The sequence below is a fragment of the Pararoseomonas sp. SCSIO 73927 genome (genome assembly GCF_037040815.1).
Taxonomy (GTDB): Bacteria; Pseudomonadota; Alphaproteobacteria; order Acetobacterales; family Acetobacteraceae; genus Roseomonas.
The window spans coordinates 76,217-97,234 of record NZ_CP146233.1 but is presented as its reverse complement, the minus strand read 5'-3'; the positions used below and the strand labels follow the sequence as shown (position 1 = coordinate 97,234).

Annotated in this window: 23 protein-coding genes and 1 pseudogene; 8 read left to right on the top strand and 16 right to left on the bottom strand. The window is 68.8% G+C overall.

From position 1 onward, the window contains the following. Window positions 1-130: 130 nt before the first annotated feature. Genes lpdA through VQH23_RS26385 form a run of 4 tightly spaced genes read right to left on the bottom strand, consistent with a single transcriptional unit; the run spans window position 131 to window position 3,163 of the window. On the bottom strand, window positions 131-1,546 hold the full coding sequence (gene lpdA / locus VQH23_RS26400; protein ID WP_338666202.1) for a dihydrolipoyl dehydrogenase: 1,416 nt from the start codon (window positions 1,544-1,546) through the stop codon (window positions 131-133). After that, a complete protein-coding gene (gene lspA / locus VQH23_RS26395; protein ID WP_338666201.1) occupies window positions 1,543-2,055 on the bottom strand; it encodes a signal peptidase II in 513 nt (170 codons plus the stop codon). The genes lpdA and lspA (VQH23_RS26395) overlap by 4 nt, the downstream gene beginning before the upstream one ends. After that, window positions 2,055-2,285 carry a GDCCVxC domain-containing (seleno)protein gene (locus tag VQH23_RS26390; protein WP_338666200.1) on the bottom strand — a complete coding sequence of 77 codons (231 nt, stop codon included), beginning with the start codon at window positions 2,283-2,285 and terminating at the stop codon, window positions 2,055-2,057. The genes lspA (VQH23_RS26395) and VQH23_RS26390 overlap by 1 nt, the downstream gene beginning before the upstream one ends. Beyond that, the gene (locus tag VQH23_RS26385) at window positions 2,285-3,163 is read right to left on the bottom strand and encodes a cation diffusion facilitator family transporter (RefSeq protein WP_338666199.1); all 879 of its coding nucleotides are present in this window, start codon (window positions 3,161-3,163) and stop codon (window positions 2,285-2,287) included. The genes VQH23_RS26390 and VQH23_RS26385 overlap by 1 nt, the downstream gene beginning before the upstream one ends. Before the next feature lie 82 nt (window positions 3,164-3,245). Between VQH23_RS26385 and VQH23_RS26380 the strand changes: the two genes are divergently transcribed. From VQH23_RS26380 to VQH23_RS26370, 3 genes are all read left to right on the top strand, one after another. Further along, window positions 3,246-3,584, top strand: coding sequence for a metalloregulator ArsR/SmtB family transcription factor (locus tag VQH23_RS26380; protein WP_338666198.1), 339 nt, complete (start codon window positions 3,246-3,248; stop codon window positions 3,582-3,584). A 176-nt stretch (window positions 3,585-3,760) separates the two neighbouring features. After that, window positions 3,761-3,910, top strand: coding sequence for a hypothetical protein (locus tag VQH23_RS26375; RefSeq protein ID WP_338666197.1), 150 nt, complete (start codon window positions 3,761-3,763; stop codon window positions 3,908-3,910). 102 nt (window positions 3,911-4,012) lie between these two features. Further along, window positions 4,013-4,972, top strand: coding sequence for an arsenic resistance protein (locus VQH23_RS26370; RefSeq protein ID WP_338666196.1), 960 nt, complete (start codon window positions 4,013-4,015; stop codon window positions 4,970-4,972). 128 nt (window positions 4,973-5,100) lie between these two features. Here VQH23_RS26370 and VQH23_RS26365 read toward each other — a convergent pair whose 3' ends face one another. The 3 genes from VQH23_RS26365 to VQH23_RS26355 are packed head-to-tail and all read right to left on the bottom strand — an operon-like array spanning window position 5,101 to window position 6,790. After that, a complete protein-coding gene (locus tag VQH23_RS26365; protein ID WP_338666195.1) occupies window positions 5,101-6,120 on the bottom strand; it encodes a tyrosine-type recombinase/integrase in 1,020 nt (339 codons plus the stop codon). After that, on the bottom strand, window positions 6,117-6,539 hold the full coding sequence (locus VQH23_RS26360; protein WP_338666194.1) for a type II toxin-antitoxin system VapC family toxin: 423 nt from the start codon (window positions 6,537-6,539) through the stop codon (window positions 6,117-6,119). Before VQH23_RS26360 ends, VQH23_RS26365 begins: the two co-directional genes overlap by 4 nt. Then, a complete protein-coding gene (locus VQH23_RS26355; protein ID WP_338666193.1) occupies window positions 6,536-6,790 on the bottom strand; it encodes a type II toxin-antitoxin system prevent-host-death family antitoxin in 255 nt (84 codons plus the stop codon). Before VQH23_RS26355 ends, VQH23_RS26360 begins: the two co-directional genes overlap by 4 nt. 209 nt (window positions 6,791-6,999) lie before the next feature. On the opposite strand from VQH23_RS26355, the gene VQH23_RS26350 reads away from it, so the two are divergent. The 4 genes and pseudogenes from VQH23_RS26350 (at window position 7,000) to VQH23_RS26335 (ending at window position 10,307) form a co-directional block, all read left to right on the top strand. Then, window positions 7,000-7,893 carry a hypothetical protein gene (locus tag VQH23_RS26350; RefSeq protein WP_338666192.1) on the top strand — a complete coding sequence of 298 codons (894 nt, stop codon included), beginning with the start codon at window positions 7,000-7,002 and terminating at the stop codon, window positions 7,891-7,893. 4 nt (window positions 7,894-7,897) lie between these two features. Next, entirely contained in the window at window positions 7,898-8,203 is a 306-nt protein-coding gene (locus VQH23_RS26345; RefSeq protein ID WP_338666191.1) for a hypothetical protein, read from the top strand. A gap of 126 nt (window positions 8,204-8,329) precedes the next feature. Next, window positions 8,330-8,569: pseudogene (locus tag VQH23_RS26340) on the top strand (ATP-binding protein); the annotation flags it as partial. Between the two features lie 241 nt (window positions 8,570-8,810). After that, a complete protein-coding gene (locus VQH23_RS26335) occupies window positions 8,811-10,307 on the top strand; it encodes an ISL3 family transposase (RefSeq protein WP_338666247.1) in 1,497 nt (498 codons plus the stop codon). A gap of 176 nt (window positions 10,308-10,483) precedes the next feature. Here VQH23_RS26335 and VQH23_RS26330 read toward each other — a convergent pair whose 3' ends face one another. The 8 genes from VQH23_RS26330 to VQH23_RS26290 all read right to left on the bottom strand — a co-directional run bounded on the left by VQH23_RS26330 (window position 10,484) and on the right by VQH23_RS26290 (window position 18,115). After that, complete coding sequence (locus VQH23_RS26330) at window positions 10,484-10,660, bottom strand: hypothetical protein (protein ID WP_338666190.1); 177 nt, start codon at window positions 10,658-10,660, stop codon at window positions 10,484-10,486. 217 nt (window positions 10,661-10,877) lie between these two features. Next, entirely contained in the window at window positions 10,878-11,924 is a 1,047-nt protein-coding gene (locus VQH23_RS26325) for a nitrilase-related carbon-nitrogen hydrolase (RefSeq protein ID WP_338666189.1), read from the bottom strand. 192 nt (window positions 11,925-12,116) lie between these two features. Continuing rightward, window positions 12,117-13,526 carry a hypothetical protein gene (locus VQH23_RS26315; protein WP_338666188.1) on the bottom strand — a complete coding sequence of 470 codons (1,410 nt, stop codon included), beginning with the start codon at window positions 13,524-13,526 and terminating at the stop codon, window positions 12,117-12,119. A 233-nt stretch (window positions 13,527-13,759) separates the two neighbouring features. After that, window positions 13,760-14,395, bottom strand: coding sequence for a cation diffusion facilitator family transporter (locus VQH23_RS26310; protein ID WP_338666187.1), 636 nt, complete (start codon window positions 14,393-14,395; stop codon window positions 13,760-13,762). After that, window positions 14,392-15,111 (bottom strand): cytochrome c biogenesis CcdA family protein, encoded by a 720-nt coding sequence (locus tag VQH23_RS26305; RefSeq protein WP_099781013.1) that lies wholly within the window; start codon window positions 15,109-15,111, stop codon window positions 14,392-14,394. The genes VQH23_RS26310 and VQH23_RS26305 overlap by 4 nt, the downstream gene beginning before the upstream one ends. 31 nt (window positions 15,112-15,142) lie before the next feature. Continuing rightward, entirely contained in the window at window positions 15,143-15,661 is a 519-nt protein-coding gene (gene lspA, locus VQH23_RS26300; RefSeq protein ID WP_338666186.1) for a signal peptidase II, read from the bottom strand. Continuing rightward, complete coding sequence (locus VQH23_RS26295) at window positions 15,654-17,774, bottom strand: heavy metal translocating P-type ATPase (protein ID WP_408904357.1); 2,121 nt, start codon at window positions 17,772-17,774, stop codon at window positions 15,654-15,656. The genes lspA (VQH23_RS26300) and VQH23_RS26295 overlap by 8 nt, the downstream gene beginning before the upstream one ends. A gap of 92 nt (window positions 17,775-17,866) precedes the next feature. After that, complete coding sequence (locus tag VQH23_RS26290) at window positions 17,867-18,115, bottom strand: heavy metal-associated domain-containing protein (RefSeq protein WP_083755472.1); 249 nt, start codon at window positions 18,113-18,115, stop codon at window positions 17,867-17,869. 93 nt (window positions 18,116-18,208) lie between these two features. Here VQH23_RS26290 and VQH23_RS26285 point away from each other — a divergent pair, with 93 nt between their 5' ends. After that, window positions 18,209-18,619 carry a helix-turn-helix domain-containing protein gene (locus VQH23_RS26285; RefSeq protein WP_073140505.1) on the top strand — a complete coding sequence of 137 codons (411 nt, stop codon included), beginning with the start codon at window positions 18,209-18,211 and terminating at the stop codon, window positions 18,617-18,619. 40 nt (window positions 18,620-18,659) lie between these two features. Here the strand turns inward: VQH23_RS26285 and VQH23_RS26280 are convergent, their stop codons facing one another. After that, on the bottom strand, window positions 18,660-20,930 hold the full coding sequence (locus tag VQH23_RS26280; RefSeq protein ID WP_338666184.1) for a heavy metal translocating P-type ATPase: 2,271 nt from the start codon (window positions 20,928-20,930) through the stop codon (window positions 18,660-18,662). Window positions 20,931-21,018: the final 88 nt, after the last annotated feature.

Below are 21,018 nucleotides of genomic sequence, written 5' to 3'. Positions count from 1 at the left end.
GGCCGCCGTATGCTCCGGCCTGCTGGCCGCTTCGCGCACCGCCGCGGGCGCGCGCCGCTCCGTGAACCGCCGCGGCGTCACCTTCCGAGCAGGCCCGATCCCACCGCGAATGGCGCATACGCGGCGCGCGTCACAGGTGCATCGGCCGCCCGTCCACTGCCAGCGCCGCCTCGCGCAGCGCCTCCGGCAGCGTCGGGTGGGCGTGGGTGGTGCGCGCGATGTCTTCGGCCGAGGCGCCGTAGACCATGGCCAGCACCGCTTCGTGGATCAGGGTCCCCGCATCCGGGCCGATGATGTGCACGCCGAGCACCCGGTCCGTCGCCGCGTCCGCCAGCACCTTCACCAGCCCCTCGGTCGCCCGGCGCGAGCGGGCGCGGGCGTTGGCCGAGAAGGGGAAGCGCCCGACACGGTACGCGATGCCTTCCTCCTTCAGCTGCTCCTCCGTCCGTCCGACGGTCGCCACCTCGGGCCAGGTGTACACCACCGCCGGGATCGTTCCGTAATCCACATGCCCGGCCTGGCCAGCGAGGATCTCGGCCAGCGCGATCCCTTCCTCCTCGGCCTTATGCGCCAGCATCGGCCCGGTAATCGCATCGCCGATGGCATAAATGCCCGGCACGTTGGTCTCAAAGCGCGCATCCACCGTCACCCACCTGCGCTTGTCCAGCGCCACGCCCAGCGCCTCCAGCCCGAGGCCTGCGGTGAAGGCGCGTCGGCCGACCGCCACCAGCAGCACGTCGGCCGTCAGCTCCTCCGATGCGCCGTCGCCTTGCGCAGGCTGCGCCGTGATTCGCACCGCATCGCCATCGCGGCGGGCGCCGAGCACGCGCGTGCCGAGACGGAAGCGGAAGCCCTGCTCCTCCAGAACGCGCCGCAGGGCGTCAGCGATCTCGGCATCCAGGCCGGGCGTGATGCGGTCAAGATACTCCAGCACCGTCACCTCCGCGCCGAGGCGCCGCCAGACCGAGCCGAGCTCCAGGCCGATATAGCCGGCTCCGATGATGGCGAGCCGACGCGGCACTGCCGGTAGCGATAGTGCGCCGGTCGAGGAGACGATCCGCTCCTCGTCGATCGCGATGCCGGGCAGCGGGGTGGCTTCCGAGCCGGTGGCGATCACCACGGCGCGGGTCGCGGTGAGCCTGCGCGGCGCGCCGCCCTCCGTGGGTGTCACCACGACCCGGTCCGGTGCTTCGATCCGGCCGGTGCCGCGCACGCGGGTGATGCGATGCTTGCGGAACAGATAGTCGACGCCGTCGGCGAGGCCGCCGACCACGCGATGCTTGTGGTCCATGATCCCGGCGAGGTCGAACTCCACCTCCGGGACGCGGATGCCAAAGCCGGAGGCGCCGTGACGGATCAGGCTGTAGGTCTCGGTGGCGTCGAGCAGCGCCTTGGAGGGGATGCAGCCCACATTTAGGCAGGTGCCGCCCAGCCGCTCGCGCTTCTCAATGCAGGCGACCCGCATGCCAAGCTGGGCGGCACGGATCGCGGCGGGGTAGCCGCCAGGGCCGCCGCCGACGATGACGATATCGAACACGTCGCTCATGACGGGCTGCCTTCTGGGGTCGCGGCCGCCCGTGCCGGGGCGCGCAGCTCTCCGAACAGCAGCAGCGCCACCCCAAGCACAATGCCGCTGTCCGCCAGGTTGAAGGCCGGCCAGTGGTAGCCCTGGACATGGAAGTCGAGGAAATCCGTTACTGCGCCATGGCGCAGCCGGTCCACCAGGTTGCCGAGCGCCCCGCCAAGGATGAGGCCGAGCGCCGCCGCCTGGGTGCGGCTCTGCGCCCGCGTCAGCCAGACCAGCAGGCCGATGCTGACGGCGGAGGTCAGCAGGATCAGCAGCCAGCGGCCGGCCGGGTGATCGCTCGCCAGCAGGCCGAACGTCACCCCCCGGTTATACACCAGCACCAAGTCGAAGAAGGGCAGCAGCTCGACGCCTTGCGCCAGGGCAGGGGCGGCGGCCAGCGCCGCCGCCTTCGTCGTCTGATCGACGGCGAGGGCGAGGGCGGCGAAGGCCAGACCCCACACCAGGAAGCGGCGCGGCCGGACCACCATCAGGCACCCGCTCCGGCCGAACCACAGCAGGCCCGCCCTTCTGTCTGCACCGGTGGGCATGGCACATCGCCGTAGGAGCAGAACACGCAGCAATCGCCCTTTTTCGGGCGCAGCACCACGCCGCATCCTTTGCAATCGTAGAAAAACTGGCAGGCATCCGTCGGCATCGTCTCGGTCTGCCGGTGTCCGCATTGCGGACAGGAGATGGTCGAGGTGAGAACGGGCTGCATCAGGCTGTCGCCTCGGCCAGGTCGCGCCGGGCGTCACGGATGATCGACCAGGCCGATTGCAGGAACAGCCCGGCGATCACCAGCGCCACCGCCAGGTCCGGCCAGGCCGTGCCGGTCCACCAGACCAGCCCAGCCGCGACCACCACGGCGGCGTTGCCGATGGCGTCGTTGCGCGAGAACAGCCAGACGGCGCGCACATTGGCGTCGCCCGTGCGATGCGGGATCAGCACCGCCGCCGCCGCGACGTTCACCACCAGGGCAATGGCTCCGAAGATGCCCATCAGCTCGGAATCCGGCTGATTGAGCACCAGCACGCGGTAGCCGGTCGTCACCAGCACGCCGAGGCCAAGCAGGGCGAGGAAGATACCCTGGATCAGCGCCGAGCGGGCGCGCCACAACAGGCTCCAGCCGATGGCGAGCAGGCCGAGAAAGGTAATCAGTCCGTCGCCGAGGAAGTCGAGTGCGTCGGCTTTGAGTGCCTGGCTGCCGGCGACGAAGCCGGCGACGATCTCCACCAGGCCGTAGCCGACATTGAGCAGCACCACGATCCACAACGCCCGCTTGTAGCCAGGCGTGATGTGACTGAGGTCCTTGGGCAGCTCGTCGTCATCGTCGCTGCCCGCCTCAGAGCGGGAAGCGGGACTGTCCAGCCGATCGAGCTGGTAGCCGAGGCCGGTCACCGCGCGCTCCACCTCAGGCAGCCGCGCGTCAGCACCGTCCAGGCGCAGCGTCATGATCTGCGAGGCGATGGAGACCTTCACCTCCTCCACGCCGCCGACCCCGCGCGCCGCCTTCTCGATCTTGGCGGCGCAGGACGGGCAATCCATCCCGGTCACCCGGTAGCGCGCCGTGGCGGGCGCGTCGGTCGTCGTGCTCATCGTGCCCTCTCGTATCAGCGCGGAATGATATGTTGCATCATATCAGTGGAAATCAATATGTCGAGCTGGTAGTAAAGACGCCATGCTTCTAGAGACCTCTACGCGCCCCCTGGACCTGCAGGCGAAGCTGTTTCGCGGCTTTGCCGACCCATCGCGCCTGGCGATCCTGGATGCCCTGCGCGCCGGGCCGCTGCATGTCGGCGCCATCGTCGCCGCGACCGGCCTCAGCCAGTCGAACGTCTCCAACCACCTGCGCTGCTTACATGAGTGCGGGCTCGTGCAGGCCGAGCCGCGTGGCCGGTTTGTCGATTACCGGCTCGGCGATGTGCGGGTAGGGGAGCTGCTGCGCCTGGCCGACGAGCTGCTGGCAGGCGCCGCCTGTGGCATCGAGGCCTGCCATCGCTACGCTCCCCCCGATTAAGGCGCGTGCTGACGTCTCTTCACCCGGGCTAACGGCCGGCTCAGGCTGCCACGCCGTGAGGCGGTAGCTCAGCCGCCACAGGCAGCCCGGCCTTCACCGCGAGCCCGAGTGCCCTGCCGCTGCTGTTACCGGGGCAGCTCTCCCGCAATCTGCTGACGCGATGGCGCTACCGGCTGATGTCCGCCGGCCAGCGCGGCAAGCTGGCTCTGGGCGTCCTGCTGGTCCTCATCAGTGCCCTGATCCTTTCCGGGCTGTACAAGGCCCTGGAGACCGCGATGGTAGACCATGCGTCGTCCTGGCTTACCGACCTGGCGACCCGCTGGTGACCACAAGCAGGCGCGTCGCACCTCAGTCGCAATTGAACCTGTTAGATTGAGTAAATCCTGACGTTAATCTACGATACGGCTTACAAAGGTATGAAATTTCTGATGACACCTTCGACGCTAGAAACCAACCAGATTGCCATTTACTTTGCCGCCGTCGTCGCAGGGCTCCTAATTGCTGCTACTGCACCGTGGGCGCACGGGCTGGAAGCAGCCATCGACCTGGCGATCGCTGCCTTACTCTACGTCATGTTTCTCCAGGTGCCGCTCGGCGATTTGCGCCGAGCCCTCGCCAATCGCCGCTTTCTGCTCGCTCTCGCGGTGGCGAACTTCATCGCCGTCCCGGCGGCCGTCCTGGCCCTGGCGACGGCCTTGCTGCCCGATGTGCCGGTGCTCTGGCTCGGCGTCCTGATGGTGCTGCTGACGCCGTGTATCGACTATGTGGTGGCGTTCACGCACATCGCGCGCGGCGACGCCAAGCCGCTGCTCGCCGCAACGCCGCTCCTCCTCCTGGCACAGATGCTGCTCCTGCCGGTGTATCTCGGCCTCTTCCTCGGGCCGTCCGCCGCCGCGCTCATCGCGCCTAAGCCCTTCCTTCATGCCTTCTTGTACCTGATCGCCGTGCCGCTCGTGCTCGCCGGCCTGACCCAGCTCCTCGCGGCGCGCACCGCAGCCGGCGCGCGCGTCGTCGCAGTGATGACGTGGCTGCCCGTGCCGATGACGGCGCTTCTGCTCCTCGTCGTCTTTGCCGCCGTTACTCCTCGCCTCGGTGATGCGCTGGGCGATGTGGCACGGGCTGTGCCAGTCTACCTGGCCTTCGCGCTCCTTGCCCCCTTCGTCGGGGTTGCCGTCTCACGGCTGTTCCGGCTGGAGCCGGGCGCAGCGCGGGCGGTCATCTTCAGCAGTTCGACCCGAAACTCCCTCGTGGTGCTCCCGCTGGCCTTCGCAGTGCCGGACAATGGCCCCGTGGTGGCGGCGATCATCGTCACGCAAACGCTCGTCGAGCTGGCGAGCGAGATCCTCTACGTTCGCTGGGTGCCACGTCTCGCGCCTGCCGTTGCCTAATCTCACCGCGCCGCCTTCATGGCTGCGCCGGATCAAGTCCAGCCGCTTGCAGTTACGGACGATCGACTGCCCTGGGTCACCGCAAGGCACATGCCCTGCACATGCAGGGCAGAAACAATTTTCCAAGTTTACAGGCGGATACGCTCGACCTCGTTCAAGGTCACCTCGTCCTTCGTGCGGTCATAGAGCTTGGTCGTGCGGGGACTGGAATGCGCCGCCATCTGCTGGGCGTGCTCCAGCGTGCCGCCGTTCTCGAGGTAGTTGGTGATGCCGATGGCCCGCCAGCTGTGGCAGCCGATCGGGGCATCGATCCCTGCGGCGAGTGACCGGCGGCGGATCATCCCGTAGGCTTCCCGAGCCTGCAGGCGGGTGGCCGTCAGACGGTCGCCGCGGCGACCGGGTGCCGTGCGAAACAGCGGCGCCTTCTTGTCTCCCTCGATGCCGGCGGCAGCGATATAGGCATCAAGCATCTCTTCGAGCGCATGATGCACCGGCATCTCATGCACCTTGCCGCCTTTCTCGTGCAGACGGACCCGCCCGCGCTTGCCGAGCGAAAAATAGTCGCCGACGTTCATGCGCAGCGCCGCCTCGATGCGGGCGAAGGTATAGAGCAGGGTGGCAATCAGCGCGCGGTCGCGCAGGCCGATCAGCGTGTCGGTCTCGATCGCATCAAGCATCGCCTTGGCGTCCTCGCGCGGCAGCACCGGTGTCTTGCCGCGCGCGACGACATGCTTTGGCCCCCGCACCGAGGAGGCGGGATTGTGCGGTACGATCTGGCCGACGACGAGCCAGTCGAAGAGCATGCGGATGGCGGCGAGCTGCTGCTTGACGCTGGGCGGCGACAGGGGTGCCGGCGCGCCACCCGGCTTGCGCGGCAGGCCGGTTTGCCGCAGCTGTTCGATATAGGCCGCCACATGGGCGGGCTCGATGCCGGGCAGGCTCAGCCCGCGCGCCTCGCACCAGTGCAGGAAGTCGGTACAGGCCCGCGCATAGGCGCGCCGGGTGTTCGGGTTGCGGATTTCCGCCACGAAGAACTCGAGAAAGCGCTTGGCGGCACGCTCGCCCTGATCGGCGACCAGTGACGGCACCACCAGCTCGCCATAGGGCAGGGCAGGAAGGTGACGGGTAGGGGTGATCACCTCGTTCATGCCGCCTCCCCGAGCAGCTCTACGCCGCTCGCCGCCGTCGCCTGGCGCAGCTTCTTGTCCAAGGAGGCCAGCGGCAGAGCCAGGCGCAGCGCCAGTTCCAGATAGCTCGCGTCGTAAATGGTCAAGCCCTGTGCTTCGGCCAGGCTCAGGGTGCGGCTCCAAGCCTGCGCTGCCGTGTCGGGATCGATGTGGATGGGCAGTGCTGCAAGCGTGGTGAGCGAGCGTCGCCGCTCGTCCTGGGTAATGCGGCGCGCCTTCTCAGCGTAGAGAAGCACATTGGCGGTCTCCAGCGGCCACAGCCCCGGTGCGGCCGCACCACCGGCCGCGATTTCGTCCAAAAGGGCCTCGGTGGCATCGGTGCCTTCGCCGGGCAGCACCCAGGCCAGCGCCACCGAGCTATCGAGCACGCAGCGCGTCACCGGCGGCCTTCATCGCGGAAGGCTTTCAGCTCGTCCCACGAGAGTGCTTCACCCCGCGCCGCGATGGACGCGCGCAGCGAGCGCAAATCTTCAACGGCCTTGGCAATCTCTGCCTGACGACGGCTGACCTCCGGCACGATGCGGGCAATGGGGCGGCCATGGCGTGTGATGACGATCGTCTCGCCGCGCTCGACCTCGTCGAGCAGCCGAGGCAAGTGCGTCTTCGCCTCCGACGCCTGGACCTCGCGCATATCTGTTCCGTTCCAACCAGTCATATCAACCAGTCTATACGCTCGCGGAATCTAAGTCAATGGCGACTGGTCGAACCGACTAGTCGCGACCGACCGCATCCGATAACGTCCTTTATCGGATAGAACGTTGAGAGCATCCGGTTTCCCTTGCAGTGTGATGGAACTATCTCTACATACCGCTTGTGGAGATAGTTCCACGACGGGCCCGCATGATGACCACGTCCCCCAATGCCCATTACGCCACCAGCCGCCTTGTCGCGCTGATCCGTGAGCAGGGCCGCTGGCCCACGATCGCCCAGCCGCTCCACGAAGCCTTGGCGGCTGAAGTCTGGCGCGAGCAGGGGTTTCCCTCGCCGACCGCCTGGATCGACCGGCTCGCCGCGCTCGGCGGGCGCTCCGTCACCTATCTCTCCCGCTGCGGCTCCGCAGCGCGGTTCCTCCACGACGTGGCGGACCGCTTTCCGGGCGTCGATCTTGAGGCCGCCTGGAGCCGTCCGCTCTCGGCGATCGAGGCATTCCGCCGCGAAACAGGGAACGAGTGGTCCCAGATCGAACAACGCCTTGGTCAGCTGATGTCCGGCGAGTTGCCGGCGCACGCGCCGCGGAAGCAGGAAGGCGCTGCGTCGGCCACACCCGCGAAGGCCGAGCGCATGTGGTTCGAGCAAACCGTGCTGCGCGCCCTGCCGGCTCTCCTGCCCACCATGGGTTACAGCGCAGACACGCGGGTCCTCGTCGAGCCGCGCACGCCACTCTTTCGCCCCGACATCCTGCTGATCGATCCGACGAGCGGGGCGACGAGCATCATCGAGGTCAAGTCCGCGCTCTCGCAGCGCCATCAGATGAACCTTGCCCAGCAGCTGCTTGCATATTCGACGCTCAGCCACACGGTCTGGCTGGTTCTGCCCTCCGATAGCGAAGTGCCCGGGCAAGCCATCCTCGACAGTTTGCGGCAAGCGGCGATCCACCATGTCGGCGTGCTGCTCATCGATCCTGCGAACGCCGAGGTGGCAGAACTGCTAGCTCCCGAACGCGAGGCACCAGAAACCGAATCTCGTGCTGCGTTCCGGCAGCAAGCGCTCGCTGCGCACCGTGTGGAGACCTGACGCCATGGCCAACGGGCAGGAGTTCTTCACGGCGGCCGAGATCACCCACTTCGCGGGAGCGGTTGCCATGATCATCGTCGTGACGCGCGTGATTCGCCATCTCTCCAAGGTGGAAAGGCCGGCGGTGACAATGGCCGTCGCGTTGGTGGTCGCATACCTCAGCGCCGGCGCAGCAGGCAACCTAGCTGCCATTCCCTGGCAGGAGATCCCCCATCAAGCCTTCTTCTCGGCCGCGCTCAGCTGGGTGCTGCCGTCGGTGAATGCCTGCCTGCTCTTCATGGCTGCGCTCGGCACCTCGCGCCTCGGCTAACCCGCAACGGTAGCTTCAGGCTAGCGCCTCGCTGCACTGCGTCCGGAACCCGCAGCCCCAGCACCGTGCCGCCTACTGGTGGCTTCGGTGCGCGTTGCGCTCGCCCTCCATCTGCGCGAGCAGCGCGGTGATCTCCTGGCGCTCCTGCTCTCCAAACGGCACGGAGATGCGGCGGTCGCGGTACTCCACACCACCAACCTCAGTTTCAGCGAGTGGGGCGGCGTATTCGGCGACGCCAAGATGACCACGGCCCTGCTCGTCCGGCTCACGCACCACTGCCACATCCTCGAGACCGGCAACGACAGTTTCCGGTTCAGGAGCAGCTCGGCCGAGCCCAGGAACAGGAGAGCCAAAACACCCGCTTGACCCGCGACCAGAGCCCGCGGGACATATCCCTGCACGGGTCAGTTCTCGATGAAAACGCCGGGTCAGTTCTCAGGCTCTTTCGCAGATTTGGTGCAGGTGGTGGTGGAGGTGGGGGAAAGTGAGCACATCCTGGGAACACCCCCATCGTTCCTGAGATGAAGTGTCCCGTCGCCTCCTGCCCCTGATCCCGGCAGGCCTGTCCGTGTCGCAGGTGCTGCCCGAGCCCGACCGCGTCGTCATCATGACCCAGCCAAGGGCGACTCAGGCCCGATGTCCGACCTGCGATGGTCGGACGGGACGGGTCCACAGCCACTACGTCCGCTGCTTGGCCGACCTGCCCTGGCAGGGTCGTCGGGTCGAGGTGCGGGTCCGCGCACGGCGCTTCCGGTGCGCGGTGGAGGGCTGCTCCCGTCGGATCTTCGCCGAGCGCCTGCCCGAGGTGGCACAGCCCTGGGCGCGGCGGACGGCGCGCCTCGGCGACCTGCAACACGCGATCGGTCTCGCCCTCGGCGGGCAGCCCGGCGCTCGCCTCGCCGAGCGGCTGGCCATGCCCGCGAGTGGCGACACGCTGCTACGCCTGGTCACGAGCCGCCCACCACGGGCCAGCCAGACCCCCCGCGTCCTCGGCGTCGACGACTGGGCGTGGCGACGGGGCCAGAGCTACGGCACGGTGCTGGTCGACCTCGAGGAGCGGCGCGTGGTCGACCTCCTGCCGGACCGTGAGGCGGCGACGCTCGCGGCATGGCTGAGGGACCACCCCGGCGTCGAGGTGATCGCCCGCGACCGCGCCGGGGCCTACGCCGAGGGCGCCCGGCGTGGCGCACCGGATGCCGTGCAGGTCGCGGACCGCTGGCATCTGCTCCGGAACCTCACCGATGCCCTGCAGCTCGTCGTCGACCGCAACCGCCGTCGCCTCCGCGACGCGGCTCAGACGGTCGCCGGGCACGCCGCAGTACAGGTGCCGCCTCCGCCGCCCCGACCGCCAACCCGGCTGGAGCAGTACCGGAGGGCACGGCAGGCCGACCGAGACGCGCGCTTCGCCGAGGTTGCGCGACTGGCCGCCGCAGGTCAGGGCCTGCGCACCATCGCGCGCGAGACGGGCCTCGCCCGCAACACCGTGCGCGGCTGGCTGGCGACCGGCAGGCCACCGGCCTGGCTCAAGGATGAGCGGCCGAGCATCGTCGACCCGTTCATGCCCTACCTCCAGGCCCGCCTGGCCGAGGGACACCGCAACGTCACAAGGCTCTGGAACGAGATCCGGGAGAAGGGCTTCCAGGGCAAGGCTGGCGTCGTGAGGGCCGGTATAGCGCGGCTCCAGGGTGGGGGCGCGCCGACGTGTCGCGGGCGCAAGCCGGTCTGGCGACCTCCCAGCGCACGCGGGGTGACGCGTATGCTGTTGTCGAACGCGGTCCTGCCCGAACACGACGCGATGTTCGTCGCCACGATCCGGGAGAGCGAGATCGGCGTCGGGGCTGATCTCGCCCGCCGGTTCGCGGCCATGGTCCGGGAGCGCGACCTTGCCGCTCTGCCGAAATGGCTGGACGACGCGCGTGTCGGCCCGCTCGCCGGGTTTGCACGGAGCCTCCGGAGGGATCGCGCCGCCGTCGAGGCGGCGCTGTCCACGCCCTGGAGCACGGGGCCTGTCGAGGGCAAGATTACCAAGCTCAAGCTCATCAAGCGTTCCATGTACGGCCGCGCGAACATCGCCCTCCTCCGCCAACGCGTGCTCGCCGCGTGAGAGCCACCTGCACCAAATCTGCGGAAGAGCCAGTTCTCAGCGAAACTCAACACCTCGACCTGCCGCAGCTTGGCTACAATCTCCTCAGCCGTGTGCGTCCTCTTCCGACCCATCCCCAGCCTCCTCAAGACAGCCGCCAGTTCACATAACCGGCGGACTGCTTCTACGGGGGCACGTCAGGCGCGGCGGGTGCTGTTGGAGAGCGCCCGCCCGGCATAGCCCGCGGCCGCCGCCACCGCCTCGCCGACCGGGCCGGAGAGCACGGCCAGCGCCTCGGGCGGCAGCGCCTCCTGCACCAGGCGCCGCACGGCCGGCGGAAGTGACTTGGGCCCGGTGCCGTCGGGCGGCGTCACCGGCCGGCCCTCATCCTCTGACACCGGGGAACCCCGGTCTTCGCCCGGCTCCGTGCCCCTACTGCGATCACCGCCCCAAGCCCCCTGCCCTCTTCAGCCGGCCGACCGGCGCTCCCGCGCCCGGCGTTCCAGCAGGCGTCAGTGTGCCAGGACCGGCTCGCTGGTGGCAATCAGCCGCTCCGTCCAACGAAGGCACGGTAATAAAGGTTTATCGTGCCTAAGGATGCGGGGTGGAGGGGCCAGTTGGGCCGGAATTGGCAGAGATTTGCTGGGCAGTGCCGAGGTTGTCGGCCTCGAGGTGCAGTGCAACATGGCGGAAGCAGACCACCTGGGCTTTGTGGTTCATCCGACACTGCGCGAAGACGCTCGAACAGCCGCGGGTACGGGTCAAGAGGCTGACGTTTATATCCGCGACAGCTATCCGGGCTCCGGGCTTGAACCGGGAGGTCTCTGCGAGAAGGACCCCGTTCTCATAGATTGAGGTCTGACCATCCCACGCGAGGTCGGTTGTCGATTCACCCTCGCCAGATGCCGTGTACAGATAGGCCGCTGTGCACCTGGCCGACTGAGCTTGGCACAGCATTCGCCGGGTGTCGGCTTTCCCGACGGTGATGTTGCTAGCGGACAGGTTCACCAGGACAGTCGCACCAGCCAGCGCCGCAATGGCGCTCGGTTGAATCGGAACCCACATATCCTCGCAAATCTCGGCGTGGAACACGAGCCCTGGGCGGTCCTCGACCACAAAGAGGAGGTCGGGACCAAATGGCACATGCTGCCCACCCAGGCGGATCACGCTGCCTGCTGTACCATGCCCGGACGCGAAGTAACGATGTTCATAGAACTCGCGGTAGTTTGGCAGGTGAACCTTCGGCACCACCCCGGCCACCCGCCCGCCATGGACCACCACTGCTGTGTTGTAGACGCGCCCCGCGTGGCGCAGGGGTGCTCCTAGTATCATGACAGGATGGATATGGACGGAAGCCTCCACAATACGCCTCAGGGCGGCCTCCGCAGCGTCTAGCACAACGTCCTGAAGAAAGAGGTCGTCAATGGAGTATCCGGTCAGCGCCAGCTCCGGGAAGGCGACTAGGGACACCGATCCAGCGTCGCAGGTACGCGCGGTCATCAGCAGGGTGTTCGCATTCACCTCCGGGTCGGCAATGCGAACAGGAGTCGTGCAGGCGGCGACTCTTACCTTGGCGTCCGGTCCGGATGGCCCGGTGCTCTGCCCCAGAGGCAGCTCTGTCTGAACGCTCTCAGTCATCGGTTGCCTCACGCAAGTCGGACCAAGCATCGCGGATGATTGACCACGTCGATTGCAGGAACAGCCCGGCGATGACGAAGGGCACAGCTAAGTCAAGCCATCTGTGCACCTCGGGACAGCATGTCCGAGCGTCTGTCCAGTTGGCCCGAAACCGTTCGGGCGGATAGGGTCGGCGGCTGCGGTCCGAACAGATTAGCGCGGCTGGACGCGCATGATGGTGTCATTGGTCCCTTCCTGCATGCCAGCCGACTTGTCGACGGAGAACACGGTCCCGCGTGGCCCCACCAGGACGTGGTTGGCCATTGGCGTCGGGCCAAGGTTGGCCAGGATCTTTCCGTCCGCGTCCACCACGGTGATGGTGCCCGCCCCGCGGCTGGACACGTAGCCATGACGCCGCTCGGGATCGAAGGCCACGTTCAGCGCCCCGGCGCCTACGGGCACGTCGGCCAGCACCTTGCCGCTCTCCCCGTCCAGGACCACCAGGTTGTCACTGCCCTGCGAGGCAACGTAGATGCGCCCGGTCCGCGGGTCGTGCGAGACCCCGATGGCGCTGCGCGCTCCGGGCACGGGCAGCACCTTCACCACCGCGTTAGTGCGGGTGTCGACGACCGCCACCTCGTTGGTGGTCTGGCTGACGACGTACAGCCGGTGCGCCACGGCATCCAAGGATAGACTGGCCGCCGAGAAGGTGGCGCCGCGGACACCGGACGTGATCGCGATGCGGGCGGCCAACTCCAGAGAGCGCGTGTCGAACACGACGACCTCCGGCGCGAGCATGGCGCTGGCGAAAGCCTTGTTCAGCTCCGGGTCGATTAGCACATCGCGCGCGTGGCTCACCGTGCCGGGCGCGAATTGTTTCACCAGCGATAAGTCGGACTGGCGGTACACCGCCACAGTGTCCTGGCGGGTGTTGGTGACCCACACCGTGTCGTTGGCGTCGTCGACGCCGACGCCGTACACGGCGAGGACACCCGCCTCGCCTCCCCCCTGCCGCGCCGGTGCGGCCTGCGGCGTGATCCGCGCGACCACCTCGAGCGTGTCCGGGTTCAGCCGTAGCAGCTCGGACTGTCGTACTGGCGGGCGGCCGACCGCCGAGGTTACGAACAGCGCGTTGTTCCGAGCGCTGTAGGTGGACTGGTACAGGCCGCGGGCCACCCGGGCCTCGCGGGTCTCGTAGGCACCCTCACCAGAGAGTGGGATGTTGGGCGAGATTTTCAGCGAGGCAAGCGTCACGCTGTACGGCCCTTGGGCGACCACCACGATGGGGTGGCTGCCCACGACGGCATCGGCGGGAACCGTGATGCGGGCCGTGACCTTGCCCTCCCGGTCGGCTTCCAACGTTCCAACGGGCAGGGTCGTGGTGCCGTAGAGCAGCGTGACCTTCTGCCCGGGACGGAAGCCCTGGCCAGACACCGCCACCTCACTGCCGGGCAGGATGGGCCTGCCATGCTCCACGGCGGCGAAGCGGACCTGCGCCTCGGCTGCCGTGTCGACTGCGGTGAACGGGGACTGCGCCAGCACCCCTCCCGCGGCGAGCATCAGCGAACTAGCGGCGAGGATGCCGAGGGTTGCTTCGCGGGGATGCGTCCGGAAGCGTCGCATGCTGTGAGGTCCTGCTGGTCTTGGGGGAGGTCGAAGAGGTCGTTGCTCGGACGAGGCGGCGCTGGATGCTGCGTCATGCCCTGGAGCTCCCAGGGCTACGATTCTCCGAGGCGGGGACGGGGGACAGTAGAGCGAGATGCTGGCGAGGGAACCTAACTGAGAATTACTCGCATATCGCACATAGATTACCGAATGGCAATCTTTTGCCCTGCCCGCCTGTCCTATCCAACCCTTCACGCGACAGGACCTTGCGGCTGGTTCGTCTTTCGCAGATCCGTCCTGGCATCACGGACGATCGACCATGCCGATTGCAGGAAAAGCCCGGCGATGACGACGGCCACGGCGAGATCCGGCCAAGCAGTTCCGGTCCACCAGACAAGGCCCGCCGCGACCACTACGGCGAGGTTCCCGATAGCGTCGTTGCGGCTGAATAGCCAGACAGCCCGGACATTGGCGTCACCCTCCCGGTGCGGGATGAGCACCGCCGCGGAGGCGACGTTGACCACCAGCGCGACGGTGCCGAAGAGGCCCATCAGTTCGGCCTCGGGCTGGTTCAGCACCAGCACTCGGTAGCCAGTGGTGGCGAGCACGCCCAAGCCGAGCGCCGCGAGGAACAGTCCCTGGATGAGGGCTGACCGGGCGCGCCAAGCGAGGCTCCAGCCGATGGCCAGCAGGCCGAGGAAGCTGATCAGGCCGTCGCCAAGGAAGTCGAGAGCGTCCGCCTTCAACGCCTGGCTGCCGGAGACGAAGCCGCCGACCATCTCCACAAGGCCGTAGCCGACGTTGAGGCCCACGACGATCCAGAGCGCCCGGCGATAGGCGGGCGTGATGTGGCCAAGGTCCCGGGGCAGATCGTCGTCGTCGCTCATCCTATGCGTCCGAGCCCCGGGAAGAGCTCAAGCATCAGGATGGCGAAGTCGGTCAGGTGGCCCGTGATCATGGCCGCCCCCATCACTACCATGACGCCACCCGCTACGATCTGAAGAACACGGCCGAGGCGCCGCAGCCCGCGGAACGGGCCGCGCAGGAAGGCGTCCGCGAAGGCGGCGACCAGCAGGAAGGGCACGCCCAGCCCAGCTGCGTAGGTGGCCAGGAGCACGATGCCGAGGTGGCTGATCTCGCTGGTGGCGGTCAGCGCCAGGATGGCGCCGAGCACCGGCCCGATGCAGGGCGTCCAGCCAAAGGCGAAGGCCAGCCCGAGCACATAGGCGGAGAGCGGCGTGCCGCCGCTGAGGGTCGGCATGAAGCGGAGGTCGCGTTGCAGCGGCATCAGCCGCAGGACGCCCGCGGTCATGAGGCCGAACAGGATGACCACCACGCCGCCCACGATCCCGGCCTCGTAGCGGTAGCGCAGCAGGGCTTGGCTCAGCGCCGAGGCGCCCGCGCCCATCGCCACGAAGACGGTCGCGAAGCCCAGAACGAAGCAGAGGCCGAGGCCGACCGTGGCGAGGCGACCGGGCGCCGCGCGTTCGGCGGCGACCGAGCGACCGGCGACGTAGGAGACGTAGCCGGGCACCAGCGGCAGCACGCAGGGCGAGAGGAACGAGACCATCCCGGCCAGGAAGGCTGTCAGGAGGCCGGACATCTGGAGGAGCGGGTTCACGGCGGTCCCGCCCTCAGGGTCGCGCCGCGGAGGTCGGCGCGCCCGCCGGGTCGCGCCTCCCGCCGACGAGGAGCAGGAGCGCGACGCCGACGAAGATCGCGGTGTCGGCGAGGTTGAAGGCGGGCCAGTGGTAGCCAGCCACGTGGAAGTCCAGGAAGTCCGTCACGGCACCGTGCCGCAGCCGGTCGACGACGTTGCCCAGGGCGCCTCCGACGATGAACCCGACCGAGGCCGCCATCCCCGGCCGCCGGTCGCGCGTCGTCCAGACGACGAGGCCCACGACGACGGCGAGCGCGAGGGAGGACAGGAGCCAGGGCGTCGCGGGGTGGTCCGCCGACAGCAGACCGAAGCTGACGCCCCGGTTCCATCCCAGCACCAGGTTGAAGAACGGGGTGATGGGGATGACGCGGGGCGGATCCATGAGATGGGCCAGCACCCACCACTTCGTCGCTTGGTCCAGCGCGAAGGCCAGCGCGGCCGTCGCCGCGCCCCAGGTCCAGGCGAGGCGCGCGCTAGGCAGGACCTCAGCCATGCGCCACGCTCTTGAAGCGGTATCCGAGCAGGCGCAGGGCGTTGAGGGTTACCAGCACCGTCGCGCCGGTGTCGGCCAGCACGGCGGGCCAGAGGCCGGTGATGCCGACCACCGTCGTCACCAGGAAGACCGCCTTCAAGCCGAGGGCGATGGCCACGTTCTGGTGGATATTGGAGAGCGTCGCGCGCGACAGCCCGACCAGGGCGGCCACATCCACGACGCGGCTGTTCAGCAGCGCCGCGTCGGCCGTCTCCAGGGCCACGTCGGTCCCGCCGCCCATGGCAATGCCGACTGAGGCAGCTGCGAGCGCGGGCGCGTCGTTGATGCCGTCACCGACCATGGCCACGGGCGCCTTTTCCTTGAGGGCGCCGATCTCCCGCAGCTTGTCCTCCGGCAGCAGCCCCGCTTTCACCTTGAGGCCGAGCGCCCCGGCGATGGCCTGACCCGTGCGGATGTTGTCGCCGGTCAGCATGACGGCCTCGACGCCGAGGGCGTCGAGCGCCCGGATGCCTGCGGCCGCGTCCGGCCGGGGCTCGTCGCGCACCGCGATCAGGCCGGTATGGGTGCCGTCCACGGAGACGACGACTACCGTCTTTCCTTGGTTCTCCCACTCGGCGACCGTCCGCGCCGCGTCGGCCGGGAGCGGCGCCTGCCCGGCGGCATGAGAGGGCGAGCCGACGGCCACGCGCTTGCCGGTCACGACCGCCTCAACGGCCTTGCCCGGGATGGCCCGCGAATCCTTGGCGGGGCGCAGTGGGATGCCATCGGCGTCCGCCCGCTCCAGGATGGCGCGGCCGAGCGGGTGGCTGGAGCCGTTCTCCACCGCGGCGGCGAGGCCGAGCATGGTACGCTCCGGGCCGGAGAGGGCGAGGAGGTCGGTCACGCGCGGGCGCCCTTCGGTCAGGGTGCCGGTCTTGTCGAAGGCGACGGCGCGGATCCGGCCGATGGTCTCCAGGGCGCCGCCGCCCTTCACCAGCAGACCCCGCCGGGTGCCGACGGCGAGGCCGGAGGCGATGGCCGCAGGCGTCGAGAGGACGAGGGCGCAGGGGCAGGCGACCAGCAGCAGCGCCAGGCCGCGGTAGATCCAGGTGCCCCAGTCCGCACCAAGGAAAAGCGACGGCGCGGCGGCGACCAGGGCCGCCACAGCAACCGCGATCGGCGTGTAGACGGCCGAGAACCGCTCGATGAAGCGGGCGGTCGGCGCCTTGGCATCCTGTGCCTCCTCCACCAGGCGGATAATGCGGGCGATGGTGTTGTCCGAGGCAGGCCGGGTCACGCGGACCTGCAGCGCGCCGGAGGCGTTGATGCTGCCCGCGAAGACGGAGGCGCCCTCGGCCTTGGGGACAGGGACGGACTCGCCGGTCACCGAGCTCTCGTCCACCTCGGACTCGCCCTCGGCTACCTCGCCGTCGGCCGAGACGCGGTCTCCAGGGCGGATCAGGACGAGGTCGCCGACCTTGAGGCTGGCAGCGGGCACCTCCCGCGCCGTGCCATTCTCGATGCGCAGCGCGGTTCTCGGCACCAGGGCGCCGAGCGCCTCGATGCCCGCGCGGGCACGCCCGGCCGCGACGTTCTCGAGCAGCTCGCCAATGGTGAAGAGGAACACCACCACGGCCGCCTCGGAGGTCGCGCCGATGGCGATGGCGCCGACGGTCGCGATCGACATCAGCATCTCGATGCTGAAGGGCGACCCGGCGCGTGCCGCGGCGATTGCCTTGCGGCCGAAGTAGACAAGGCCGAGCAGGGCGGCGGGCAGGTAGACCCAGTGGTCCAGGGCCGGGACAGCGAGCGAGACGGCAAACCCGGCCACCATGAGGGCGCCGATCGCTGCGGCGAGCCGCGCCTTTTTCCCCTTCCACCATGGCTGGCGTGGGCGAACAAGCGCCAGGTCGGCGGCGGCGCCAGGCTCGCCCGCGACCACCCGCGGCGCCTCGACGGGGGCGACGCCGTAGCCGAGCTTGCGAATCTGCTCCTCGACGGCCGAGCGCGGCGTGGCCGCCTCGTCCAGCCGGAAGGCCAGAACCTGGCTGTGGTAGTTGACCCGGATGTCTTCGGCCCCGCCGAAGCGGCCAACCGCCGTTTCGATTTTCGAGGCGCAGGACGGGCAGTCCATGCCCTCCACGTGGTATCGCAGGGCCGACCTGGACCCAGGGGCCAGTTGAGCCGTTCCGCCGTCAGCCATCGCCGCCACCCAGTCCTTGCCAGTCACGCCAGAGGCGCGACGCCGTAGCCGAGCTTGCGGATCATATCCTCGACGGCCGAGCGCGGCGTGGTCGCCTCATCCAGCCGAAACTCCAGGGTCTCGGTCTTGTAGTTGACCTGGATGTCCTCGGTGCCGCCAAGGTGCTCCACCGCGTCCTCGATCTTCAAAGCGCAGCTGGAGCAATCCATGCCGTCGACCCGGTAGCGCAGGTCCACCCGCGTCCCGGGCGCCGTAGTTTCGCTGTTGGCCATCGTTTGCCTTCCCTTCCAGGAATGTGCCCGCCGGTTGGCGCGCGGACAGAAGGCTCCCTACATGGACCCTGTAGCCACTACAGGGTCAAGGGAATGGTTGTGGAAAAGCCCCTGAACATCGGCGCCCTTGCTAGGGTGACCGGAACGAAGGTGGAGACCATTCGCTGGTACGAGCGGGTCGGCCTGCTCCCGGTGCCCGCCCGCAGCGCGGGGAACTATCGAACCTACGGCGAGCCGCACCTCGGCCGCCTGAGCTTCATTCGGCGCGCCCGGGACCTTGGCTTCTCGCTGGAACAGATCCGCGCCCTGCTTGACTTGGCCGAGGACCGCGAGCGCTCCTGCGACGCGGTGGACGTCATCGCCCGCGAGCACCTGGACGAGGTGGACCGGAAGATCGCCGACCTGCAGGCGCTGCAGCGAGAACTGGCCTCCCTCATCGGGCAGTGCCGTCACGGCAACGTGGCGGAGTGCCGCATCATCGAGGCGCTTGCCCCGCCGAAGTAGACGTGTTGGATGCGCGTTGTTGCAGACATGCTGATGTCCCTCATGCCGAGGGCTTCCAGGCGAGGAGGCGCAGGGCATTCAGCGTCACCAGCACCGTGGCGCCGGTGTCCGCGATGATGGCGGGCCACAGCCCGGTCACGCCCATCAGAGTCGTCACGAGGAAGACCGCCTTGAGCCCGACGGCGATGGCGACGTTCGCTTTCACGTTGGCCATGGTGGACCGCGACAGGCTGACGAGTTCGGAGACGCCGGTCACGCGATCCTTCAGGACCGCTGCATCCGCTGTTTCCAGGGCCACGTCAGTGCCGCCGCCCATGGCGACGCCCACCGAGGCTGCCGCCAGCGCCGGGGCGTCGTTGATGCCGTCACCCACCATGGCCACGGAGCCGGACGACCGGAGGGCTCCAATCTCGCGGAGCTTGTCGTCCGGCAGCAGCTCGGCCTTCACGTCCAGGCCCAGCCCCTTGGCGATGGCCGCCCCGGTCCGGGCGTTGTCGCCCGTCAGCATCACGGAGCGGATGCCGATCCGCGAAAGGGCGGCGATGCCCTCGGCCGCGTCGCCCCGAGGCTCGTCACGGAGCGCCAGGACGCCCGCGACGGTGCCGTCCGCCAGGATCACGACGGCCGTCTTGCCCTCGTTCTCCAAGCGGGTGACCGCCTCGGCCAGTCCGCCGAGTTGGGCGCCCGCCTCCGCGGCGTGGCGCGGGCTGCCGACGCTGACCTTGCGGCCGTCGACCGTGGCGGTGACCCCCTTCCCGGGCACAGCAGCCTGGTCGGAAACGGGCGGCGTCGCGACGCCCCGCGCTTCCGCCGCGGCCACGACGGCCTTGGCCAGGGGGTGCGAGGACCCCTGCTCGACCCCGGCCGCCAAGGTCAGCAGGTCGGACTCGGAGGTTCCCTGCGCGGGCAGGATGTCCGTCACCTTGGGATGACCCTCGGTCAGCGTGCCGGTCTTGTCGAAGGCCACGGTCTTCGCCGCGCCGATCTCCTCCAGGGCGGCACCTCCCTTGATAAGCAGGCCGCGCCGGGCACCGGCGGACAGGCCGGAGGCCATGGCGGCTGGCACCGAGATGACCAGGGCGCAGGGGCAGGCGATCAGGAGGACGGCCAGCCCGCGGTAGACGCTGGTCCACCAGTCCCAGCCCAGCAGGAAGGGCGGGACGAGGATGACCAATGCTGAGACGAGCATCGCGCCCGGCGTCCACCAGGTGGAGAAGCGCTCGATGAAGCGCTGCGTCGGTGCACGGGAGGCGGTGGCCTCCTCCACCATGCGGATGATGCGGGCGATGGTGTTGTCGGTAGCGGCTCGGGTCACGCGCACCCGCAGGGCGCCGTCGGCGTTGATGGAGCCCGCCACGACCGCCTCGCCGGGGCCGCGGGACACGGGGATGCTCTCCCCGGTGACGGGGCTCTCGTCGAGCGCGGACCGGCCTTCCTCAATGGTGCCATCGCAGGGCACGCGGTCGCCGGGGCGGACCAGGACGAGGTCGCCGACGGAGAGCTGGTCGGAAGGCACCTCCTCGGTGGAGCCGTCCGCCCGCAGGCGCCGCGCCGTCCGAGGCATGAGGTTGGCCAGGGCCTTGATGCCCGCCCGCGCCCGCCCGGCCGCCACATTCTCCAGCAGCTCACCCAGAGCGAACAGCAGGACGACCACGGCAGCCTCCTCGGCTGCCCCAATGACGGCGGCGCCCGCCGCAGCGGTCACCATCAGGGTCTCGATGGAGAAGGGTGTCCCGGCCCGGGCCAGGGCGAAGGCGCGGCGGCCGAACGGAACCAGGGCCACGAGGGTCGCGGCCAGGAAGAGCGGGTAAGTCAGCCGGGCGGGAAGAACCAGCGACAGGGCGTAGGCGCCGAGGACCAAGGCGCCGAGCAGCCAGACCAGGCGTGCCTTGCCCGTGGCGTACCAGGGCTTCGTGGCATCGGCCGGATTCTCGTGGTCGGCATGTGAATGGCCGAAGGTATCGCCGTGGCCATGTTCGCCGTGATCGTGGTCCGCTTGGTCATGCCCGGCATGGTCACGCTCCTCCGCGGCATGGGCGTGACCGTCAGCAGGAGCCACGACATCGTTCGTCGGGAGCGGCCGAGCCGTGTAGCCGAGACCTGCCAGCGACTGCTCGATGGTGGTGGCGCTGGACGCGCCTGGCTCCAGCCGGACCGTCAGACGCTCCGCGATGAGGTTCACCGAGACGTCCTTGACGCCTGGAAGGCGGGTGACCGCCTTCTCCACCTTCGCCACGCAGGAGGCGCAGTCCATGCCCTCCACGCGCCAGGACACGGACTGCCCCTGGCTGCCGTTCCGTGTGCCGTCCATCTAGCGACCTCCTGCTGACGGCTTCTGAGATGGGACCTCCAGTGGCTGGAGGTTCAAGGGAGAATTTGCGGGCCGCCCTGGGGAAACG